We start from the raw sequence: 18,548 nt of genomic DNA, 5'->3' as shown, positions 1-18,548 counted from the left end.
TTATGTCTTTTTCTTTTCTTACCACTTGGCATACGCTGTGTTATTTAAGATTAATTAATTTTTTAAATTTATTTCTTTACAGAAACATTTTCTTTTACGCCTTCCATAAATACTTTAGCTGGCTTAAAAGCAGGGATGTTATGTGCAGGAATTTTAATAGTTGTATTCTTAGAAATGTTTCTTCCAGTTTTTTCAGCACGTTCTTTAATGATGAAGCTTCCGAAACCTCTTAAATAAACATTCTCACCACCTTCTAAAGATGTCTTCACTTCCTCCATAAAGGTTTCAACTGTAGCTTGAACTTCGTTTTTTTCCATTCCAATGCGATCTGCAATCTTAGCTACGATATCTGCTTTTGTCATAATATGTATTAATATTGGGGTTTGATAATTTTTTTTGCGGGTGCAAATATAAGCATTAATATCTCATTATTTCAAACCTAATTCTCTTAATTATAACCTAATAAAGTTTTTACCTTGCCAAGATATGCAAAAAGACCTTAATTTTTCCAAAATACTCATTAATTGGTATTTAAAGTACAAAAGAGACTTGCCTTGGCGGCATACTACCGATCCGTATTTTATTTGGTTGAGTGAAATTATGCTCCAACAAACCCAAGTTGCACAAGGATTACCTTATTATTTAAAGTTTACAGAGACATATCCAACAGTTTTTCATTTGGCTAAAGCTTCTCAAGAAGAGGTATTGAAAAATTGGCAAGGCCTAGGCTATTATTCCCGCGCAAGAAATTTACATGAGACAGCAAAATATGTAGCAAATGAGAGAGATGGTAAATTCCCTGAAGATTATAAGGGGCTTTTAAGACTAAAAGGCGTTGGAGATTATACCGCTAGTGCTATAGCTAGTATTTGTTATAACGAACCCGTTGCTGTTGTAGATGGTAACGTTTATAGAGTGCTTTCAAGATACTTTGGTATAGAAACTCCTATTAATTCAACAAAAGGTATAAAAGAATTTAAAGCTATGGCAGAGTTGCTTCTGGATGAAAATCAACCTGCGTTATTTAACCAAGCCATTATGGAGTTTGGGGCTAGGCATTGCAAACCTAAAAATCCGTTTTGTGATACATGTCCTTTTAGTGATAGTTGTAAGGCTTTGCAAGATGATAACGTATTAAGTTTACCGGTAAAACTGAAAAAGACAACAATTAAAAAACGATATTTAAACTATATAGTTTTACTGTCTGACAATGAAAACACACAAATAAAACAACGAGTAGGCAAAGGCATTTGGCAAGGATTGTACGAGTTTCCGTGTATCGAAACTAAAAAAGACATTTCTGAAACGGAGTTCTTGTCTCTTTTTAAGGCTTCAGATATAAGTAATGATATTAATGAAAATTATAATGTTTCGCTATTTAATGATGCTTCAATAGTACACAAACTTTCACACCAGCACTTGTATACTAAGTTTTGGATTGTAAGAGTGAGTACTTTAAACGACGGTATACCTACACATCAACTTAAAGACTATCCCGTTCCTGTTTTAATAGCGCGATTTTTGGAAGATTTTTCATTTTAAGTGACACACAACACTTTGTTAACAATCTACTTAAAATCAGTAGATATTTGTATTTTTACAAAAAATTAAATTATGGCTGGTACGTTGAATAAGGTGATGCTAATAGGGCATACAGGAGATGAAGTTAAGATGCACTACTTTGAAGGTGGCGGCAGCATTGGCCGTTTCCCTTTAGCAACCAATGAGGAGTATACCAACCGTACTACTGGTGAGCGCGTTTCTAATACAGAGTGGCATAACATTGTAGTGAGAAATAAAGGCGCAGAGGTTTGTGAGAAATACCTTAAAAAAGGAGATAAGGTATATATTGAAGGTCGTATTAAGACTAGAAAGTGGCAAGATGATAAGGGAATGGATAGGTACTCTACAGAAATACAATGTACAGACTTTACGTTCTTAACACCAAAAGACCAACAAGGTGGTCCAGTACAACAACCATCACAAAGTCAAAACCAATCTAATAACACTCAGCAACAATCACAGCCAGCTCAGCAAGCAAGTCAACCTCAAGTTAGCCAATCTTCTTCTGTAGATGAAGACGATGATTTGCCATTTTAATTTAAGTTAAACTAATTTCTAAGTATTTGGATCCTGATCCCTCGAGTTTACCGTTATTATTAGTCTCTTTCGACTTTTCACAGATTTTTAGCATTATAGTGCTAATGGTGCTACTTTTATGTTCTGCATTAATATCTGGTTCTGAAGTAGCTTTATTTTCATTAGCACCAACAGATTTTGAGCCAGACGAAACTAAACGCTCTGCCAAAGAACAAATTGTAATAAATTTATTAGATAGACCCAAGAAGCTTTTAGCAACAATTTTAGTAGCTAATAACTTTATAAATATTGCTATTGTGTTATTATTTGCTTCATTAGGAGAATACTATCTAGGCAATTTAAATTTAGAGACTCAAGTAATTGGTTACAGTATAGATTTTAGATTTATTATTGAAGTTGTAATCGTCACCTTCCTAATATTGCTTTTTGGTGAGATTTTGCCTAAGGTTTATGCAAATAGGAACAATGTAAAATTTGCTTTTGCAATGGCTTATCCGTTAAGGGTTTTAGATAAAGTATTTTCACCTATTAGCTTACCAATGCGTGGCATTACTTTAGGAATACATAGGCGCTTAGGGAAGCAAAAATCTAACATAAGTGTAGATCAGCTATCACAAGCACTGGAGCTTACAAGTGAGGAAGATACAACGAAAGAAGAGCAAAAAATACTACAAGGCATTGTCTCTTTTGGTAATACAGATACCAAACAAGTCATGAAACCGAGAATGGATATTTTTGCCCTAAATGTAGAGCAGAGCTACAAAGAAATTATTCCTGAGGTTATTGAAAAAGGATATAGTCGTATTCCCGTTTTTGAAGAAAGTATAGATAACGTTCAAGGTATACTTTATGTGAAAGATTTATTGCCTTATTTACATAGAAAAGTATTTGATTGGACTACACTTTTAAGAGAACCCTATTTTGTTCCAGAAAACAAGAAGCTAGATGATTTGCTAAATGAGTTTAAAGACAAAAAAAATCACTTAGCAATTGTGGTAGATGAATATGGTGGTACTAGTGGTTTAATCTCGTTAGAAGATATTATTGAAGAAATAGTAGGCGATATTAGTGATGAGTTTGATGATGAAAATCTCATATTTAGTCAACTAGATGAGTTTAATTATATTTTTGAAGGAAAAACTCCATTAAAAGATTTTTATAAAGTCATTAAACTAGAAAACAATTCTGGTTTTGAAGATTTTAAAGGTGAAGCTGAAACTCTTGCTGGTTTTGTTTTGGAGATTTCTGGAGGCTTTCCTCAAAAAGGTGAAATACTAAGTTTCGAGAATTATACGTTTACAATTGAAGCAATAGATAACAAACGTTTAAAACAAATAAAATTTAGCATTCATCCAGAGTGAGGTATTTAGTCGTCATCATATCATTATTATGTTTTTGGTCCTGCCAAGAAGAAATGCAACCTAAACCTAAAGCGTTTTTGGCTTTAGAGTATTCTAAAGCAGAATATAAAAAAGTAGATGTTGGTTGCGCTTATACTTTCGAAATAAACACAATGGCCAAGGTTAAGCCATCTCGCGTAAATAATCCTTGTTGGGTAGATATAGAATATCCAGAACTTAATGGCACATTATTTATAACTTATCAAGAAGTAAATGGTAATCTTGACACTTTATTACGTGATGGCCAAAAGCTACCATTGCAGCATACCAAAAAAGCAGATGTGATTGAAGGAGACCAGTACCTTAATCCATCTCATAATACCTACGGTATGTTTTATGAGGTAGAAGGTAATGCTGCTAGCCAAGCGCAATTTTATGTTACAGATAGCATTAATCATTTTTTAACTGGCGCTATTTACTTTAGGGCAACACCTAATTTCGATTCAATTTATCCTGCTGCTGCATATCTTAAAAATGATATTAAGCAACTTATGGAAACTGTGGAGTGGCAAGACTAGGTCTTTAGTTAACAGTTTCACAATTAATAATTCTTTAGCGTAAAGGCTTTATAAACCTATGTATCTTTAGGTTAAAACAAATTATTATGTCTTTACTAACCATCATTTTAAGTATTTTATTACCACCATTAGCAGTAGCTTTAAAAAAAGGCCTAGGTGTCGATTTTCTAATTAACTTACTATTAACTGCTTTAGGTTGGTTACCAGGAGTAATTCACGCATTTTACGTAAACTCAAAATAAATACAGATTACCCATTAATCGTATAGTAACCCTTTTTAAATTCCGACTTTTGCAAACTTAAATATAGGTTATGCATCAAGATCGTATTAAATGGGTTTACCTTATAATACTCTCATTAGTTTGGGGCAGTTCTTTTATTCTTATAAAAAAAGGATTGTTAGGCTTAACACCATTGCAATTAGGGGCAACTCGTATTTTAATTGCAGGCATGGTGCTTATTGCTATAGGTTTTAAACATTTAAAATCAATTAAGAAAAGTGAGTGGAAGTGGGTGATACTTTCTGGCTTTTTAGGGACGCTAATACCGGCTTTTTTAATTGCATTTGCCGAAACAGAGATAGATAGTGCAGTTGCTTCTATTTTAAACTCTACAACACCACTATTAGCGCTTATATTAGGCGTTCTAGTATTTGGTGTAGCTTTTGTTAAGCGACAAGCAATAGGTGTATTTATAGGCTTATTAGGTTGCTTAGTCCTAATATTTAGTGGTGCAAATGTTAACCCTCATCAAAATTATTGGTTTGTTGGGTTTGTATTAGTGGCTTCGGTTTGCTATTCAATAAATGTAAACCTTATTAAACAGTATATGCAAAATATACATCCTATAGGAATTACTGTTGGTAATTTTATAGGGATTATGATTCCTGCTTTTATAGTACTAATGTTCTCAGATTTTCCTTTTTCTGAAGTTACATCAAATCCGAAACTATACAATGCACTAGGTTATGTAGTCTTACTGGCCATTATTGGTACGTGTATGGCTAAAGTTTTATTTAATAAATTGGTGCAAATGAGCAGTGCCATTTTTGCTACATCTGTAACTTACCTTATACCTATTGTTGCTTTATTTTGGGGTGTACTTGATAATGAAGATTTTGGTTTTTGGCAGTTTGTAGGAATGGGAATTATATTATTTGGCGTATTTCTAGTAAACTCTGGAAAAAAGAAAGTATAAAAAAAGCCCGCAATTTGCGGGCTTTTTAATAATATACTATTAAGAATTACTCACCTGCAACACTAATGTTGTCTACGTGATATCTTGTAGTTTCTGAGTCTGTACCTTCATAGAAGAAAGCAATATAAACATCACCATCATAACCTGAAAGATCTACAGCAGGAATAGATTGGAAGCCTCCAAATCCAGATCCTGGTCCGTCAGGAATGTTAGCATTTAAATCTGTCCAAGTTGCTGTTGAAGCATCTCCAGTGAAATCTGTAGAGATAAGAACAGAAAGAATGTTACCATTATCAAACGCAATTTCTAAATCGAAACGTAAAGTTTCATTTTCTGTTGCATCTAAGTTAATAGCTGGTGTTACTAAATATACATCTGCTTCTGCTTGACCGCTGTTAAAAGCAGAAATACGAGCATATGTGTTATCGTTAAAAGAAGAAGAGAACCAATCTACAGAACCACCGCTAACATTTTGGTTTGTCCAACCTTCATTAGCAACAAGATCTTCGATAGAAGCACCTTCAAAGTTTTGAGTAAAGAATGGTGTTGGAGGATCGCAACGCTCACCTGTTAAGTTTACAGTTTCTGGAGAGTTTACATTAATTATGTAGTCTTCCCCAAAGAAGTTTAATGATAAAATACCATCTATAGATCCAGATCCAGAAGGAAGTGTTAAGCCTTTAAAGTCTGCAAATGTACTTGTGCTAAAAATAATAGAGTTAGTAACATCTGTTCCAGCTTCATTACATTCCTGCAAAATACGCTCACCATCAAACTCATCTGAAGTCTCACCAGCGTAAGTAATACCATTATTTACATCATCTTGAGTAAACTGTACGCTTGGTACACTTAAATAAAGGTTTAAATATTGGTTTGCATATGCGTCATCTTCATCTACGTCTGCTTTAATTTCGCTAATTGTTTTTACTAGAGGAACAATTTCTGCAGTTTCTGTAGAACGTACAATAACTTGGCTTTGTAAAGAAGGCGCAATTTTACCAATACGGTCACCATCTTGAACACCTAATGTAAGTACACCACTATCTAAACCAACACTAAGACCATCTAATCTTATAAACACTTTTCTACCAAACTCATAAGATGTAAATAATGGGTTTACATCAATTAATAATTTAATACCAACTGTTGGATTTTCAGCTTTATCTTGAAGAATTATTTCTTCGAAGAAGTTACCACCTTCATCAGAAGAGATTACATAACCTTCCATATAAGTTGCTGTATCATCACTTTCATCATCATAAGTGAAGAAATTAAATGTATCCTCATTGTAGAAAAAGTCTTGAGCTTGTACAAAATCTGCTTGTACAGCACCAATACCTATTACTTGACCATCAAGGTTTACTTCTTGTGGTGCTGTATTAGGAATATCAAAATCGTCATCTTGAACGCAAGATGCAAGAACTACTATACTTAGTAGAAATGTTGCTAATAATTTAAAATTCGTTTTCATCATTATTGTATTTATAGTGTTGTTCTAAAGTTTATTATTAAAATCTTACGTAGACGTTAGCATAGTAAGTTGTGCCGTTTCCGTAGAAATAACGTGGTCCAAACACACGACCGTTTTCTCTATTAACATCTTCTTGTAAACTTCTGAAGTTAGATGTTCTAGATTGCTCAAAACCTCCAGTTTTATACTCTTCGTCAAAAATGTTATTTATAGTAATAAAGAAGCCTACAAAGTAGTCGTCTATTTTCCAAGATTTACCACCTACTGCATTAACTAAGATATAATCTCCAAAGTCTTCTTGCTGTAATAAAGCTCTTGCTTCTGTAGGATCATAATCATTAAATGGTTGTCCATCTATATCTGTTGTAAATGCATCAGATCTCGTAATAGTACTTACATCTATATACGCATTATCAAAATAGTTGGTTGTAACACCAAACCACCAGAAGTTAGGATCACGGTATTCAAAACCTATTTGGTACGCTTGTTCTGGACCACTAGCAACGTGGTAATCTTTTAGTTTAGCAGTACCATCTCCAAATCTTAACTCGCCTACACTGTTAATGTTAGGGTTGTCATTAGATGGATCATCATCTGTATTTACTCTGTTAAAGTCGTCACTTGTATAATACACATCTGGGTTGTTGTTAAATGTATACTGTCCAAAAGATGCTGCAGCTTTTAATTTAATAGTTGGAGTTACTTGTGCTTCAATACCAAGTTCTGCACCTATATTACGACGCTCTATGTTTGTTAAAACTTCTTGAACAAATGCACCTTCACCGTTGTTTACATCTTCTGTAAAGTAAAATGCAATATCTGTACCGTCTTCAAAACCAGTGTAAAAACCAGTTAACCTAGCTTTAATCATTGGGCTTCTATAAATGTAGCTAAGGTCTGCAGAAGTAATTTTTTCAGACTCTAATCCTGTAACAGTATTATTGTTTTGTCTTGCATTACTAAATGCGCTTCTAATTGTAGGTGCATTTGTAATATAACCACCATTAGCATCAATTAAATGACGACCTGTAATTTTATAGGTTAAACCAGCTTTTGCACCGTAGTTAGAAAAATCTAGCTTTTCACTTTCACCAAAAGAGGTGTCTGCAAAGTTACCGTTACGGTATAAACCATTTCTCTGGTAAGATGTCTGAGATAATTTAGTAGATACGAAAAAGTCTACTTTGTTGTATTTAAATTGTGCTTGTGCAAAACCACCAACAACATTAGCATCTATCTCGTAATTGTACTTGTAACGATCTCCTTCACCAACAATTCGGTTAGGGTTGTTTAAATCACTCTGAGCAGCATCTGTTGAGTTTGTATTCTCGTTTGCTGTAATCTCTGTAAAGTTATCTATATCTAAATATCCTGTGCCTCCTAAAAGGTCTGATATTCTTGCGTAGTTAGCACTGTTTAAGTTTCTGTAGTTAAGACCTGCATTTAAAGTAATGTTGTCTGTAAGTGTAGAACTTAAGATTGTGTTAGCCTGTATTTGTGTATCATCAATTACATCTTCTTGTATTGCATAAATTGAATTACCGCCAGTTGCAGCAGATAACCTGTTAGCTTCATATAATGCATTGAAATCAAATTGACCATCGTTAATAAATTCCTGTTGTGCTAAATAAGCATTTTGGAAATCTGCTGGTGATGGATTTGGAAACCTTAATTGGTAACTTGGTAAGTTTTGGTAGTAAGAAGGATCTGGGTTTCTTGCACCACCAAGGTAAGTAGATTGCCCGTCTGGTGTTGTTACTAAAGTAGTACCTCCATTTTCTACACGTGAGTTTGCTATTTCACCAAACTGGTAGCTTACGTTTGTGTTAAGGGTTGTATTTTCAGAAAGATCCCAATAATGGTTAAGCATTATAATAGGCTCTTGTATGTTTCTTACTCTTGTGTTTCTTATTTCACCGTCTTGGTAACCCCAAAGTGGGTTGTACTCACGACCTTTAAGGTTGTGTACTTCTTCTGTAATAGCTGTAGAACGACCTCTTCTGTTTGGTGTATACCAAGCAGCAAGGTTTAAGCTATGATTGTCATTTATTTTCTTTTCAACAGCTAAGAACACAGAGTTAGCGTCATAAAAAGTACCGTCTATGTAACCTTCATCACCAAAACGTCTAGATGCTAAAACAGTATAAGCCCAACCGTTAGATTGTAAACCAGAGCTATAGCTACCCATAACACGACCCGTATAACTACGGTTAGCAGTTGCATAAGATACACGACCACCTTCACGATACTTAGAAGCTCTCATTATAATATTTGTAGTTCCTGCAGGACCACCAAAAGAATACTCGTTAGCAGATAAGCCCATTGAGAATTCCTGGTTACGTTGAACATCATTTAAGCCACCCCAATTTCCCCATTGTGGACGACCGCTAAATTGCTTGTTCATATTAAGACCATTAATAAGAACTTCACCAAACTGGTTATCTAAACCACGAGGTCTAAAAAATGTTGCACTAAAATCATAAGCAGCAGCATTTAAAAATATGTCTCTAGAGGCTTGTAATAATCCAGAGATGTTAAATGCAGTGTTTTCGTTATCTTGATCAAGCTCGTTGTCAGATAATGAAATGGTTCCGATTTGAAGTTGTTCCTCATTAATATCAATATCCATAGAAAGGACATCTAAATTAAGGGTTTCGCCTTCATTAATAGTAATAGGAAAACGCTTTGTTGTGTAACCTTGCTTGTAAAGAACAATGACTTGTTCTCCAATTACTCGGCTAGCATCAAAAGAAAATTCTCCTAAACCATCAGTTTGAGTTTCGATGTTAGAGTTTTCAATTGTAACTGTAACATCTGGTACATTTTCATTTGTAACGCCATCTACAGCTTTACCTTGTACAACAGTTTGCTGAGCAAACGCCGTAAGGCTAAGTGTAAACATAAATACAAATACAATGTGGGTTTTACGTAGTAAGTGCCTCATTAATACATGTTTTAGATTAAGAAATTATTATTAAGGGACGGCAAATGTACATTATTCTTGCTTAATTCTTACTTTTGACGCTTATTTTGAACAAGGCTTTACATTAATATAATATAAACTATGAAAACTAAAATTACAATCTTCCTAATTGCCTGTCTTGCATTTAGTTGCGGTAGCTCTAAAGTTGCAACTACTGAAAGCAAAGTTTCAACTGAAAAAAAATACAATGTGTTAACGGTAGCTTTTTACAATTTAGAGAACTTATTTGATACAGAGGACGATACAGAAAAGAATGATGAGGCTAGTCCTATAATGGAAATGCAAAACGATAGGGAGCAAGCTTACCAAAGTAAGTTAGCTAATATGGCTAAGGTAATTTCTGAAATAGGTGCAGATGTAGCTAAAAACTCTCCAGCAATAGTGGGTTTATGTGAAATGGAGAACAGAAAAGTTTTAGAAGATCTAGTGAATCAGCCAGGATTAGTCGAAAAAAATTATGGTATAGCTCATTATGATTCTCCAGACAGACGTGGTATTGATGTTGCTCTTTTATACCAAAAAGACTTATTTAAGCTACAGAGCGCTACAAATCATGAGTTGTTAATTTACGATAATAATGATCCTGAAAAACGTGTATATACTAGAGACCAGTTATTAGTAACCGGTTTATTAGATGGAGATGAAATGAATTTTATTGTAAATCACTGGCCATCGAGAAGTGGTGGTGAGGCACGTAGTAGATACAAAAGAGAAAAGGCTGCAGCTTTAAACAAGAGTATTATTGATTCTTTACAAGCGGTAAACCCTTATGCTAAGATTATCACTATGGGAGATTTAAATGATGACCCTACAAATACAAGTGTGACTAAAGTTCTTGGCGCTAAAGACGAAAAAGAAAATTTAGAAACTAAAGATCTTTATAATCCTATGATGGATTTGTTTAAGCAAGGTATTGGTACTTTAGCCTATAGAGATGGTTGGAATTTATTTGACCAAATGATTATGTCTAAGCCATTATTAGATGAAGATTTTTCTTCTTACAGGTTTTACAAAGTGGGAATTTATAATAAAAACTACTTAGCTAATCCAAGAGGACGTTACAAAGGATATCCTTTTAGAAGTTGGAGCGATGGTGGTTTTACAAACGGATTTAGTGACCACTTTCCGGTTTATGTTTACTTGATTAAAGAAGTAAATTAAAGAATAAACTCAAATAAAAAAGCCCTTTTGATGTATTTCAAAAGGGCTTTTTTAATAATATAATTAATTAACAGATTAAGATTTTAGCAATGTATCAAGCTTTGTTCTTAATTCTGGATTAGAAGGTCTAGGTGCATCTGCAGATACAATATGACCTTTCTTATCTATCAAGATAAATCTTGGGATACCTTGAATACCATAATCCTGAACAAACTTAGATTCCCAATTGTTATCTGCAAATAATTGTATGCCTTGTAAGTCCTTTTCTTCAATCATTGCCTTCCATTTTTGTTTGTCCTTTTCATTATCTATGGAAATACTAACAAACTTAACTGGTTGCCCATGATAGTCTTTTTCAACTTGCTTTAATGATGGTATTTCTGCGATACAAGGTCCGCACCAAGTTGCCCAAACATCTATATAAACATAATTACCGCTTAAGTCTTTTAAACTTGTAGTTGAGCCATCTATATTTTCAAAACTAAACTCTGGTGAAATTTTACCAGGAGTAATATCCTTTAAAACATTATAGCGCTTGTTAACCTTTTCTAGGTTTTCTTTAGTAGGATTTGTGCTAATATACGTTGAGTAAATTTTCTCTAAATGCTCATCTGGTCTTAAACCATAACCGCTTAGATAATTGGTAAGTACATTGTCTTTAATAGTACCATTAGCATATTCATCATTAACTGTTTCAACAAAAGTAACACTGTAGTTTGCTGTGCTATCTTCTTCTTGTTTTTTAGAAATAATGGTGTTTAAATGAGTAGCCACTAACCCTCTGTAAACTTCTGAGTTTTTATATGCAAGAGTATCCTTGTAATTTAAATCTTTTACTGAGCTATAAAACCCTTCCGAAACTTTAAATGAATCATTTTTAGTCGCGTATTTATGATAGGTTTCATAATTTAAAATATTACCTGCTTCTGCGTATCTTATATCGTCTTTTTCTAACTCAAGAAATGCAGTGTTTGTAACATTGTTTGCACTTAAGATGCTGTCATAACTTTTGCTGGAGCTTGATAGTGCATTCTTAAATTGAGCTTCTTCTTTAGCGTAAAGAGATTGCATGTCTCTATTGGCTTCATTATAAAGATATTTAGCAGCCAGATAATTATTTTCATTTGCAAGATCTCCGCTATAATTTATAGTTTCATCAAACTCATCTGTATTTACAGTTACATTTAAGGTTTTTCCTTTTTCAAGGTATATTGTTGTGCGCTCTCTTCCTGCAAAAAAGTAATAGTAACCATTTGCTGAAATGTTTAAGGTATCCTTAAAATTACCTTCTTTATCAACCTTTAGTTCGTAAGCTTCTCCATGACCATTAACGGCAACGATATCTTTAGAGTTGTTTGTTAGCGTACCACTTACTATTGTATGTTGTTTATTTTCTGTAGCACAGGATACAATTACAATTGCTACTAAACTTAAGATAAAATACTTCATAAATGGATTAATTAAAATGTTAACCAAGAACTCCAAGGAATTCGAGAAAGTAATAGAATAAGTGCTAACGTATAGAATATAGCTAACATCTTAAGTTTTGGCGTGCTGGTAAGCTTTTTCTTATGTTTAGAATAACCAACTGTAATAAAAACAACAGTGAGTATCATTACTAATGGATGTTCGAGATTGTACAATCTTAGATCTGAGTTTTTCATAATTGTTGAAACCTCTGTATCACTATCAAACCACCTTACCTTATCACTAACAAAGAATAAAACAAAGCCAATTAAAAATTGAATATGCGTTACAATTAAAGCAAATAATGCGAGTCTAAAATCTCGTGGTACAAATTCTCGTTTTGTAACGTAACCTATTACTGCATTTATAGTGGCAACAGTTACCACAATTACGACTAGATATGCCCAATAGGAGTGAATAAATTTAATGATTTCCATAAGTTCTGGTTGGTTATAGTTTTGCTATGATGTTTGTGTTCTCTTCTTTAAATTCTAATGCATCTAAACGACGTTTTAAGTCGTCTATATGCATAAAATATTCTGTTCTTAATGCTTCCTCTAAAGGCTCTGCACTAGGTAAGTCTTGTTTTAAAGGATCTACTTGTACGCCATTTTTCCAGAAACGGTAACAAACATGAGGTCCGCCAGTATTTCCGGTCATACCTACCCAACCTATAACATCTCCTTGTTTTACATATTGACCAACGTTAACTTTACGTTTTTTCATATGTAAATACTGTGTTTCATAGGTAGAGTTGTGCCTTAATTTTACATAGTTTCCATTTCCGCCTCTATATTCAGATTTGGTTACTACGCCATCTGCTGTAGCTAAAATAGGAGTGCCAACACTTGCTGCATAATCTGTACCTCTATGAGGCCTTAGTTTATACCCGTAATATTTAATTCGCCTTTTTAAATTGAATCTTGAAGAAATCCTACTAAACTGCACAGGTGCTTTTAGGAAAGCACGTCTTAGGTTATTTGCCTCTTCATCATAATATTCTCGCTGACCAATAATTGAGTCATGCTTAAAATTAAACGCATAAAACGGTTCGCCTCTATGCTCAAAATAAACAGCTTTAACGCTTCCCAATTCGGCATATATAGTGTCATTTATATACTTTTCTTCATAAATAACTTTAAATCTATCGCCTTCTTGTAATCTTAAGAAATCTATAGTCCAAGCATAGACATCTGCCATTTTGTAAGCAAGCACAACACTTAGGCCGCTATCTTCCATAGTTTTTGATAGCGAACTGTTTATGATGCCTGTAGCTTCTTTTTCTACTACCGTTAATTTTTTTTGACCTTTATACGCGCCAATACTATCTGAAAAATTAACAACAGTATAATCTACCTTGTCATTTTCATATATAAAAGCTTGTGCAGTTTGGGAGGTGTCTTTAGATTTTAATATAGCATAAGGTCTTCCTATGCCTATTCGAGCTGGATTAAATGTTTCTTTTACAGAGTTTGTAATGTTAAACACTGTTTGGGCAGGAACGCCATGAGCGTCTAATATAGTACCAAAAGTGTCACCAGATTTTACGGTATCTCTTACAAATTCATACTCTTCTGTATTAAAGCCATATTCCTTAACGATTGGTTTTGGAGCAATGGCCATTGGTTCTGTTTCAGGTTTAGGCTCGTTTCCGCAAGAGCTTAAAATTAAAATTAATGCGAAAAGTGATAAGAGGTGTTTCAATGCTTAATTTTTTCTGTGTTAAATAAATGTTCTACCCATTCTTGTCCCCAATTGTCTAGCTCTTCTTCTGTCCAGAGTGACGGGAAGAATACAATCTTTTGAAAGCTTGGTGGCAAAAACTGCTTCCAGTTGGTGCCTCCTGTAGCTTGTATGGCACTGCCTTCTTTGTCTAAATACCTATAGGCTGCACCCATATGCATAAGATTCCAGTTTACATTTGCGTTTAGGTCTAAGTTTTTTAACGCTTCAATAAGTTTTTTATTTTGTTTTTCAGACTTTGGAAGCTCTTCATATTTATGAAAAATAGTTTGTCCTTTTACTTCGTTGGCAATTCTTATAAAACGAGGTGTATAACGGTATTCAAATTGTTTAAGTGTTAAGGTTTTCTCTTTTGTTTTTAAATCTGTTGCTCCACGTTTCCAATACAATTGTTCGTATAGGTTCTCAATATCTTCAGAAGTTTCTAAATCTTTTCTTAGTGAAGGGTGTACTAGGTTATTTAGTGGAGTTGCATAAACCTCGATCATTCTAAATTGTGCAGATTGAAATCCGCTTGCAGGTAATAAAGACATTCTAAACTTTAGAAACTGCTCTCGTTCCATACCACGAATCATAACATCAAAAGAATCTATTAGAATTCTGAAATATCTATTTATTCGTGTAATTTTTTCAATAAAAAACTCTGCCTTTTGGCCTTTGTCATCTATGATTTGCTTTTGCTCATGTATGATTAGCTTAAAGTAGAGTTCAGTAATTTGGTGATAGCCTATAAATATTTCTTCGTCTGGAAAATGTGTTTTAGGTATTTGTAGGCTAAGAAGTGTATCTAAATGTATGTAATCCCAATAGGTAAGATAGCGTTCGTGCAACAAACCATCTAAATAGGAACCCATGTCTTGCCCAGAGTTCTTGAACTTTTTTTCTAATTGAATTATTTTTTTGGCAATTTCAGGGTCTATGTTACTCATATATTTTAATTAACGACAATCTGGAACGGATGTTTCAAACCTTTAAAAGCACTTAAGTCTGCTTCTAAAGAACCTACAGCTAAGTCTGCCTCTATTTTAATAGGTAGCATATTAGGGTCGTCACTAACCCAAAATGTTAAGCTTTCTTCCTCCTTAAAAACACGACCTGCTTGTACGTAGGGCCTAAATTTAAGACATTTTATTTTTCCAAATTTGGTCTTAATAGTTTCGCGTTCCAAAAACTTAAGTTTAAACTTAAAATTTTCTTCGTCGAAAAATAGATTTAGGGTTTGCTCCTCGCCAGATGTTAGGGTTGTAGGGTCTAAATTATTGCGAAGATAATAAAATGCAGAAAGCATGTCATGCACCTTTTCTTTTGTGGTGAATGTTTTTTTAGTGTTGTATTTTTTGTTGTGTACTAAAGCAGTGTTTTTGGAGTGGTCAAAATTAATTTCAATATCCTTGGTGTGACCGCCTTCATTTATTTTTCTAATAAATTTATAAGGTTGGCCATTGGTTTTGTCTACGTATGTTTCGTAATTATCGTCTACTTCAAAAAATAAATGCAATAATCCGGTAGATTTTCCCTTGCCTACAATATGGTGAACAGGTGTTCCTTTATAGGTGTCTTCTTTAACCTCTAAAGTTGCCTCACTAGCATTAAACCAACCATAATGTATCCTAAATTGAAGCCACTCATTAGTGTCGAAAGCTTTTTGCTGAGCAATTGATACAGTTGTAGTTAGGAGTAATGTAAATGCTATTAAAGTCTTCATGTGGTTATAAGATTTAGTGATCTTTTTAAGATGATTTACAATTACTGTTCCAAAGGTAAAAAAAGAAAAAAACTCCACCGTTACCGATGGAGTTTTTAATTGTATTAACCAACTAAATCTTAAATTATGAAATTCACTCCTTTCAGTAACCACTCCGAAAAAAGCTCGGCAAAAGTATAAACTTAATAGATATTGAGCAAATACTTTTTAGCCATTAACATAATCTATTTATGATTAGCAGTCAAATATAAAACTATAAATCATATTTTCATAAAATTTCTTAAAAAACTTATAAAGTTCCTCTAAGATCTTGCTCGCGTTCTATCGCTTCAAACAGCGCTTTAAAGTTTCCTTTTCCAAAAGATTGTGCTCCTTTTCGCTGTATGATTTCAAAAAACATTGTTGGTCTGTCTAGAACTGGTTTAGTGAAGATTTGCAATAAATAGCCTTCATCATCTCTATCTATTAGTATTCCTAAATCTTTTAATGGTGCAAGATCTTCGTCAATTTCACCAACACGATCTAAAACGGTGTCATAATAAGTTTCTGGTACGTATAAGAACTCTACACCTTGATCTCTCAAGTTTGTAACAGTTTCAATAATATTATCTGTTGCTAATGCAATATGTTGTACGCCTGCACCATTGTAAAAGTCTATATACTCTTCAATTTGAGACTTCTTCTTTCCTTCAGCAGGCTCATTAATTGGAAATTTAATCCTACCGTTTCCATTACTCATTACCTTACTCATTAAGGCTGTATAATCGGTAGAAATATCTTTATCATCAAACGAAACCATTTGTGCAAAGCCCATTACTTTTGCGTAAAACTCACACCATTTGTTCATTTCATTCCAGCCTACATTACCAACCATATGGTCTATATACTTTAGACCTACATTATTAGTGCTGTAGTTTGGTTTGTAAGGTTTGTAACCTGGTAAAAAGACACCTTCGTAATTTTTACGCTCTACAAATACGTGAACAGTCTCTCCATAAGTGTGTATTCCAGAAAGAACAACTTTCCCGTATTCATCTTCTACGGTGTAAGGTTCCATATATGATTGTGCTCCACGTTTAGTAGTTTCTTCGTGGCTTTTTGTGGCATCGTCTACCCAAAGTGCAACAACTTTTACACCGTCGCCGTGATCACTTATATGATCATTAATAGTACCGCCAGGTTGTAGTGAAGATGTAAGTACAAGTCTTATTTTTCCTTGCTGTAAAACATAAGAAACACTGTCTTTGCGACCAGTTTCAAGTCCAGAATATGCTATTGGCTCAAAACCCCAAGCAGTCTGGTAATAATATGCTGCTTGTTTTGCATTACCTACGTAAAGCTCAACAAAATCTGTTCCTAATAAGGGTAGAAAATCTTCTGCGCCTTCTATTACTTTTTCTAGTTCTGGTGTTTTATTATCTATCATTATAAAGTCTTTTGTATTTTTTAGTGTTCTAACCAAGATTGGTGGTAAGATTTATCTGCTATTTTAGCACCTTCTTCAGTTACCATTAATGGTTTAAAAGTATCTACCATAACAGCAAGCTCTTCAGTTTCTGTCTGCCCTATGCTACGTTCTACAGCACCTGGATGTGGGCCGTGAGGTATGCCGGCAGGATGCAGTGATATGTGTCCTGGCTCAATATCATTTCTGCTCATAAAATCACCATCTACATAATACAGCACTTCATCACTATCTATATTGCTATGGTTGTAAGGTGCAGGAATGCTTTCTGGATGGTAATCGTATTTTCTCGGACAAAAACTACATACTACAAAGGCATCTGTCTCAAATGTTTGGTGTACTGGTGGCGGTTGGTGTATGCGACCAGTTATAGGTTCAAAATCATGTATTGAAAATGCATATGGATAATTATAGCCATCATACCCAACAACATCAAAAGGATGCGTGGCATAAACCATATTGAAGATTTCGTTATTCTTTTTTACTTTAATTACAAAATCTCCAACCTCATCATGAGTTTCTAAGTCTTGAGGTTGTCTTAGGTCACGCTCACAAAATGGAGAATGCTCTAACAATTGTCCAAACCAATTTCTGTAACGTTTAGGAGTGTATATAGGACGACGTGACTCAACTATAAATAGTCTATTGTTTTCATCATCAAAATCTATTTTATAAATAACACCTCTAGGTATTAAAAGGTAATCTCCATATTTAAAATCTAAATTACCTAAATGCGTTCTTAAGACACCGCTACCTTTATGTACAAATAATAACTCATCACTATCTGCATTTTTATAAAAATAGTCTTGTGTTAAATTTTGAGGCGATGCTAATGTAATATCTACATCGCTATTTGTAAGCACTACCTTTCTGCTTTCTAAGTAATCTGGTTCTGGTATAACCTGAAAACCCTTAAGGCGTAAAGAATGCATATTGTTTTTGGTAGCTACTTTAGGAGTTACATCATAACTGCCGTCTATTTTTTTAACCTGTGTAGGTCTATGTTCGTGGTATAAGTTACTGCTCATACCATCAAAACCAATTGTGCCAAAAAGCTGCTCATAGTATAATGAGCCATCTGGTTTCTTAAAAATGGTATGACGCTTATGAGGAATCTTACCGAGTTTATGGTAAAAAGGCATGTGTTTTAATTTTTATCTTAATATACAAAATCTGAACTTAGACCTAAAATGCTTAGTTACAAATATCGATAAATTTAAGGACAATTAATTGCATCGCCAATTTGTGTAGGTGTATTAATTATTAAGATTAATAGGAATGCTGTTTCTTTAAACCTATAGTATAAATAAATCATGAGGTTACTCTTCATTTTAGTAA

Annotated in this window: 17 protein-coding genes; 7 read left to right on the top strand and 10 right to left on the bottom strand. The window is 33.8% G+C overall.

The genetic code is table 11. The features are described from left to right. Positions 1-68 precede the first annotated feature (68 nt). Positions 69-377: an HU family DNA-binding protein gene (locus CA2559_RS02690; RefSeq protein ID WP_262485278.1), complete on the bottom strand. Its 309-nt coding sequence runs from the start codon at positions 375-377 to the stop codon at positions 69-71. A gap of 109 nt (positions 378-486) precedes the next feature. On the opposite strand from CA2559_RS02690, the gene mutY reads away from it, so the two are divergent. The 6 genes from mutY (at position 487) to CA2559_RS02660 (ending at position 5,215) form a co-directional block, all read left to right on the top strand. After that, entirely contained in the window at positions 487-1,542 is a 1,056-nt protein-coding gene (mutY, locus tag CA2559_RS02685) for an A/G-specific adenine glycosylase (RefSeq protein ID WP_013186301.1), read from the top strand. A gap of 72 nt (positions 1,543-1,614) precedes the next feature. Next, positions 1,615-2,100: a single-stranded DNA-binding protein gene (locus CA2559_RS02680; RefSeq protein ID WP_013186300.1), complete on the top strand. Its 486-nt coding sequence runs from the start codon at positions 1,615-1,617 to the stop codon at positions 2,098-2,100. A 26-nt stretch (positions 2,101-2,126) separates the two neighbouring features. After that, on the top strand, positions 2,127-3,461 hold the full coding sequence (locus CA2559_RS02675) for a gliding motility-associated protein GldE (RefSeq protein ID WP_041240870.1): 1,335 nt from the start codon (positions 2,127-2,129) through the stop codon (positions 3,459-3,461). Continuing rightward, positions 3,458-4,018, top strand: coding sequence for a gliding motility lipoprotein GldD (gene gldD, locus CA2559_RS02670; protein ID WP_041240869.1), 561 nt, complete (start codon positions 3,458-3,460; stop codon positions 4,016-4,018). Before CA2559_RS02675 ends, gldD begins: the two co-directional genes overlap by 4 nt. A gap of 86 nt (positions 4,019-4,104) precedes the next feature. Beyond that, positions 4,105-4,260, top strand: a complete 156-nt coding sequence (locus CA2559_RS02665; protein ID WP_013186297.1) for a YqaE/Pmp3 family membrane protein — start codon at positions 4,105-4,107, stop codon at positions 4,258-4,260. Between the two features lie 70 nt (positions 4,261-4,330). Further along, complete coding sequence (locus CA2559_RS02660) at positions 4,331-5,215, top strand: DMT family transporter (RefSeq protein WP_013186296.1); 885 nt, start codon at positions 4,331-4,333, stop codon at positions 5,213-5,215. A 46-nt stretch (positions 5,216-5,261) separates the two neighbouring features. On the opposite strand, the gene CA2559_RS02655 is transcribed toward CA2559_RS02660, so the two are convergent. Both CA2559_RS02655 and CA2559_RS02650 read right to left on the bottom strand, forming a co-directional pair. Beyond that, positions 5,262-6,689 carry a DUF5689 domain-containing protein gene (locus CA2559_RS02655; RefSeq protein ID WP_148232768.1) on the bottom strand — a complete coding sequence of 476 codons (1,428 nt, stop codon included), beginning with the start codon at positions 6,687-6,689 and terminating at the stop codon, positions 5,262-5,264. A gap of 34 nt (positions 6,690-6,723) precedes the next feature. Next, positions 6,724-9,630, bottom strand: a complete 2,907-nt coding sequence (locus tag CA2559_RS02650; RefSeq protein ID WP_174258540.1) for a carboxypeptidase-like regulatory domain-containing protein — start codon at positions 9,628-9,630, stop codon at positions 6,724-6,726. Between the two features lie 120 nt (positions 9,631-9,750). Here CA2559_RS02650 and CA2559_RS02645 point away from each other — a divergent pair, with 120 nt between their 5' ends. Beyond that, positions 9,751-10,830: an endonuclease/exonuclease/phosphatase family protein gene (locus CA2559_RS02645; RefSeq protein ID WP_013186293.1), complete on the top strand. Its 1,080-nt coding sequence runs from the start codon at positions 9,751-9,753 to the stop codon at positions 10,828-10,830. A 75-nt stretch (positions 10,831-10,905) separates the two neighbouring features. Here CA2559_RS02645 and CA2559_RS02640 read toward each other — a convergent pair whose 3' ends face one another. The 7 genes from CA2559_RS02640 to CA2559_RS02610 all read right to left on the bottom strand — a co-directional run bounded on the left by CA2559_RS02640 (position 10,906) and on the right by CA2559_RS02610 (position 18,352). Then, a complete protein-coding gene (locus CA2559_RS02640) occupies positions 10,906-12,279 on the bottom strand; it encodes a TlpA family protein disulfide reductase (RefSeq protein ID WP_041241091.1) in 1,374 nt (457 codons plus the stop codon). An 11-nt stretch (positions 12,280-12,290) separates the two neighbouring features. Next, the gene (locus CA2559_RS02635) at positions 12,291-12,734 is read right to left on the bottom strand and encodes a hypothetical protein (protein WP_013186291.1); all 444 of its coding nucleotides are present in this window, start codon (positions 12,732-12,734) and stop codon (positions 12,291-12,293) included. Positions 12,735-12,747: 13 nt separating this feature from the next. Next, the gene (locus CA2559_RS02630) at positions 12,748-14,001 is read right to left on the bottom strand and encodes a peptidoglycan DD-metalloendopeptidase family protein (RefSeq protein WP_013186290.1); all 1,254 of its coding nucleotides are present in this window, start codon (positions 13,999-14,001) and stop codon (positions 12,748-12,750) included. Further along, positions 13,998-14,969 (bottom strand): tryptophan 2,3-dioxygenase family protein, encoded by a 972-nt coding sequence (locus tag CA2559_RS02625; protein ID WP_013186289.1) that lies wholly within the window; start codon positions 14,967-14,969, stop codon positions 13,998-14,000. Before CA2559_RS02625 ends, CA2559_RS02630 begins: the two co-directional genes overlap by 4 nt. Positions 14,970-14,974: 5 nt before the next feature. Next, positions 14,975-15,745, bottom strand: a complete 771-nt coding sequence (locus CA2559_RS02620; RefSeq protein WP_041241090.1) for a DUF3108 domain-containing protein — start codon at positions 15,743-15,745, stop codon at positions 14,975-14,977. Positions 15,746-16,034: 289 nt separating this feature from the next. Next, complete coding sequence (gene hppD / locus CA2559_RS02615) at positions 16,035-17,171, bottom strand: 4-hydroxyphenylpyruvate dioxygenase (RefSeq protein WP_041240868.1); 1,137 nt, start codon at positions 17,169-17,171, stop codon at positions 16,035-16,037. Between the two features lie 20 nt (positions 17,172-17,191). Further along, positions 17,192-18,352 carry a homogentisate 1,2-dioxygenase gene (locus tag CA2559_RS02610; RefSeq protein WP_013186286.1) on the bottom strand — a complete coding sequence of 387 codons (1,161 nt, stop codon included), beginning with the start codon at positions 18,350-18,352 and terminating at the stop codon, positions 17,192-17,194. Between the last annotated feature and the right edge of the window lie 196 nt (positions 18,353-18,548).

Origin of the sequence: Croceibacter atlanticus HTCC2559 (assembly GCF_000196315.1) — a bacterium.
In the GTDB taxonomy this organism is placed as follows: domain Bacteria; phylum Bacteroidota; class Bacteroidia; order Flavobacteriales; family Flavobacteriaceae; genus Croceibacter; species Croceibacter atlanticus.
This window is presented reverse-complemented; position numbering and strand designations above follow the sequence as displayed.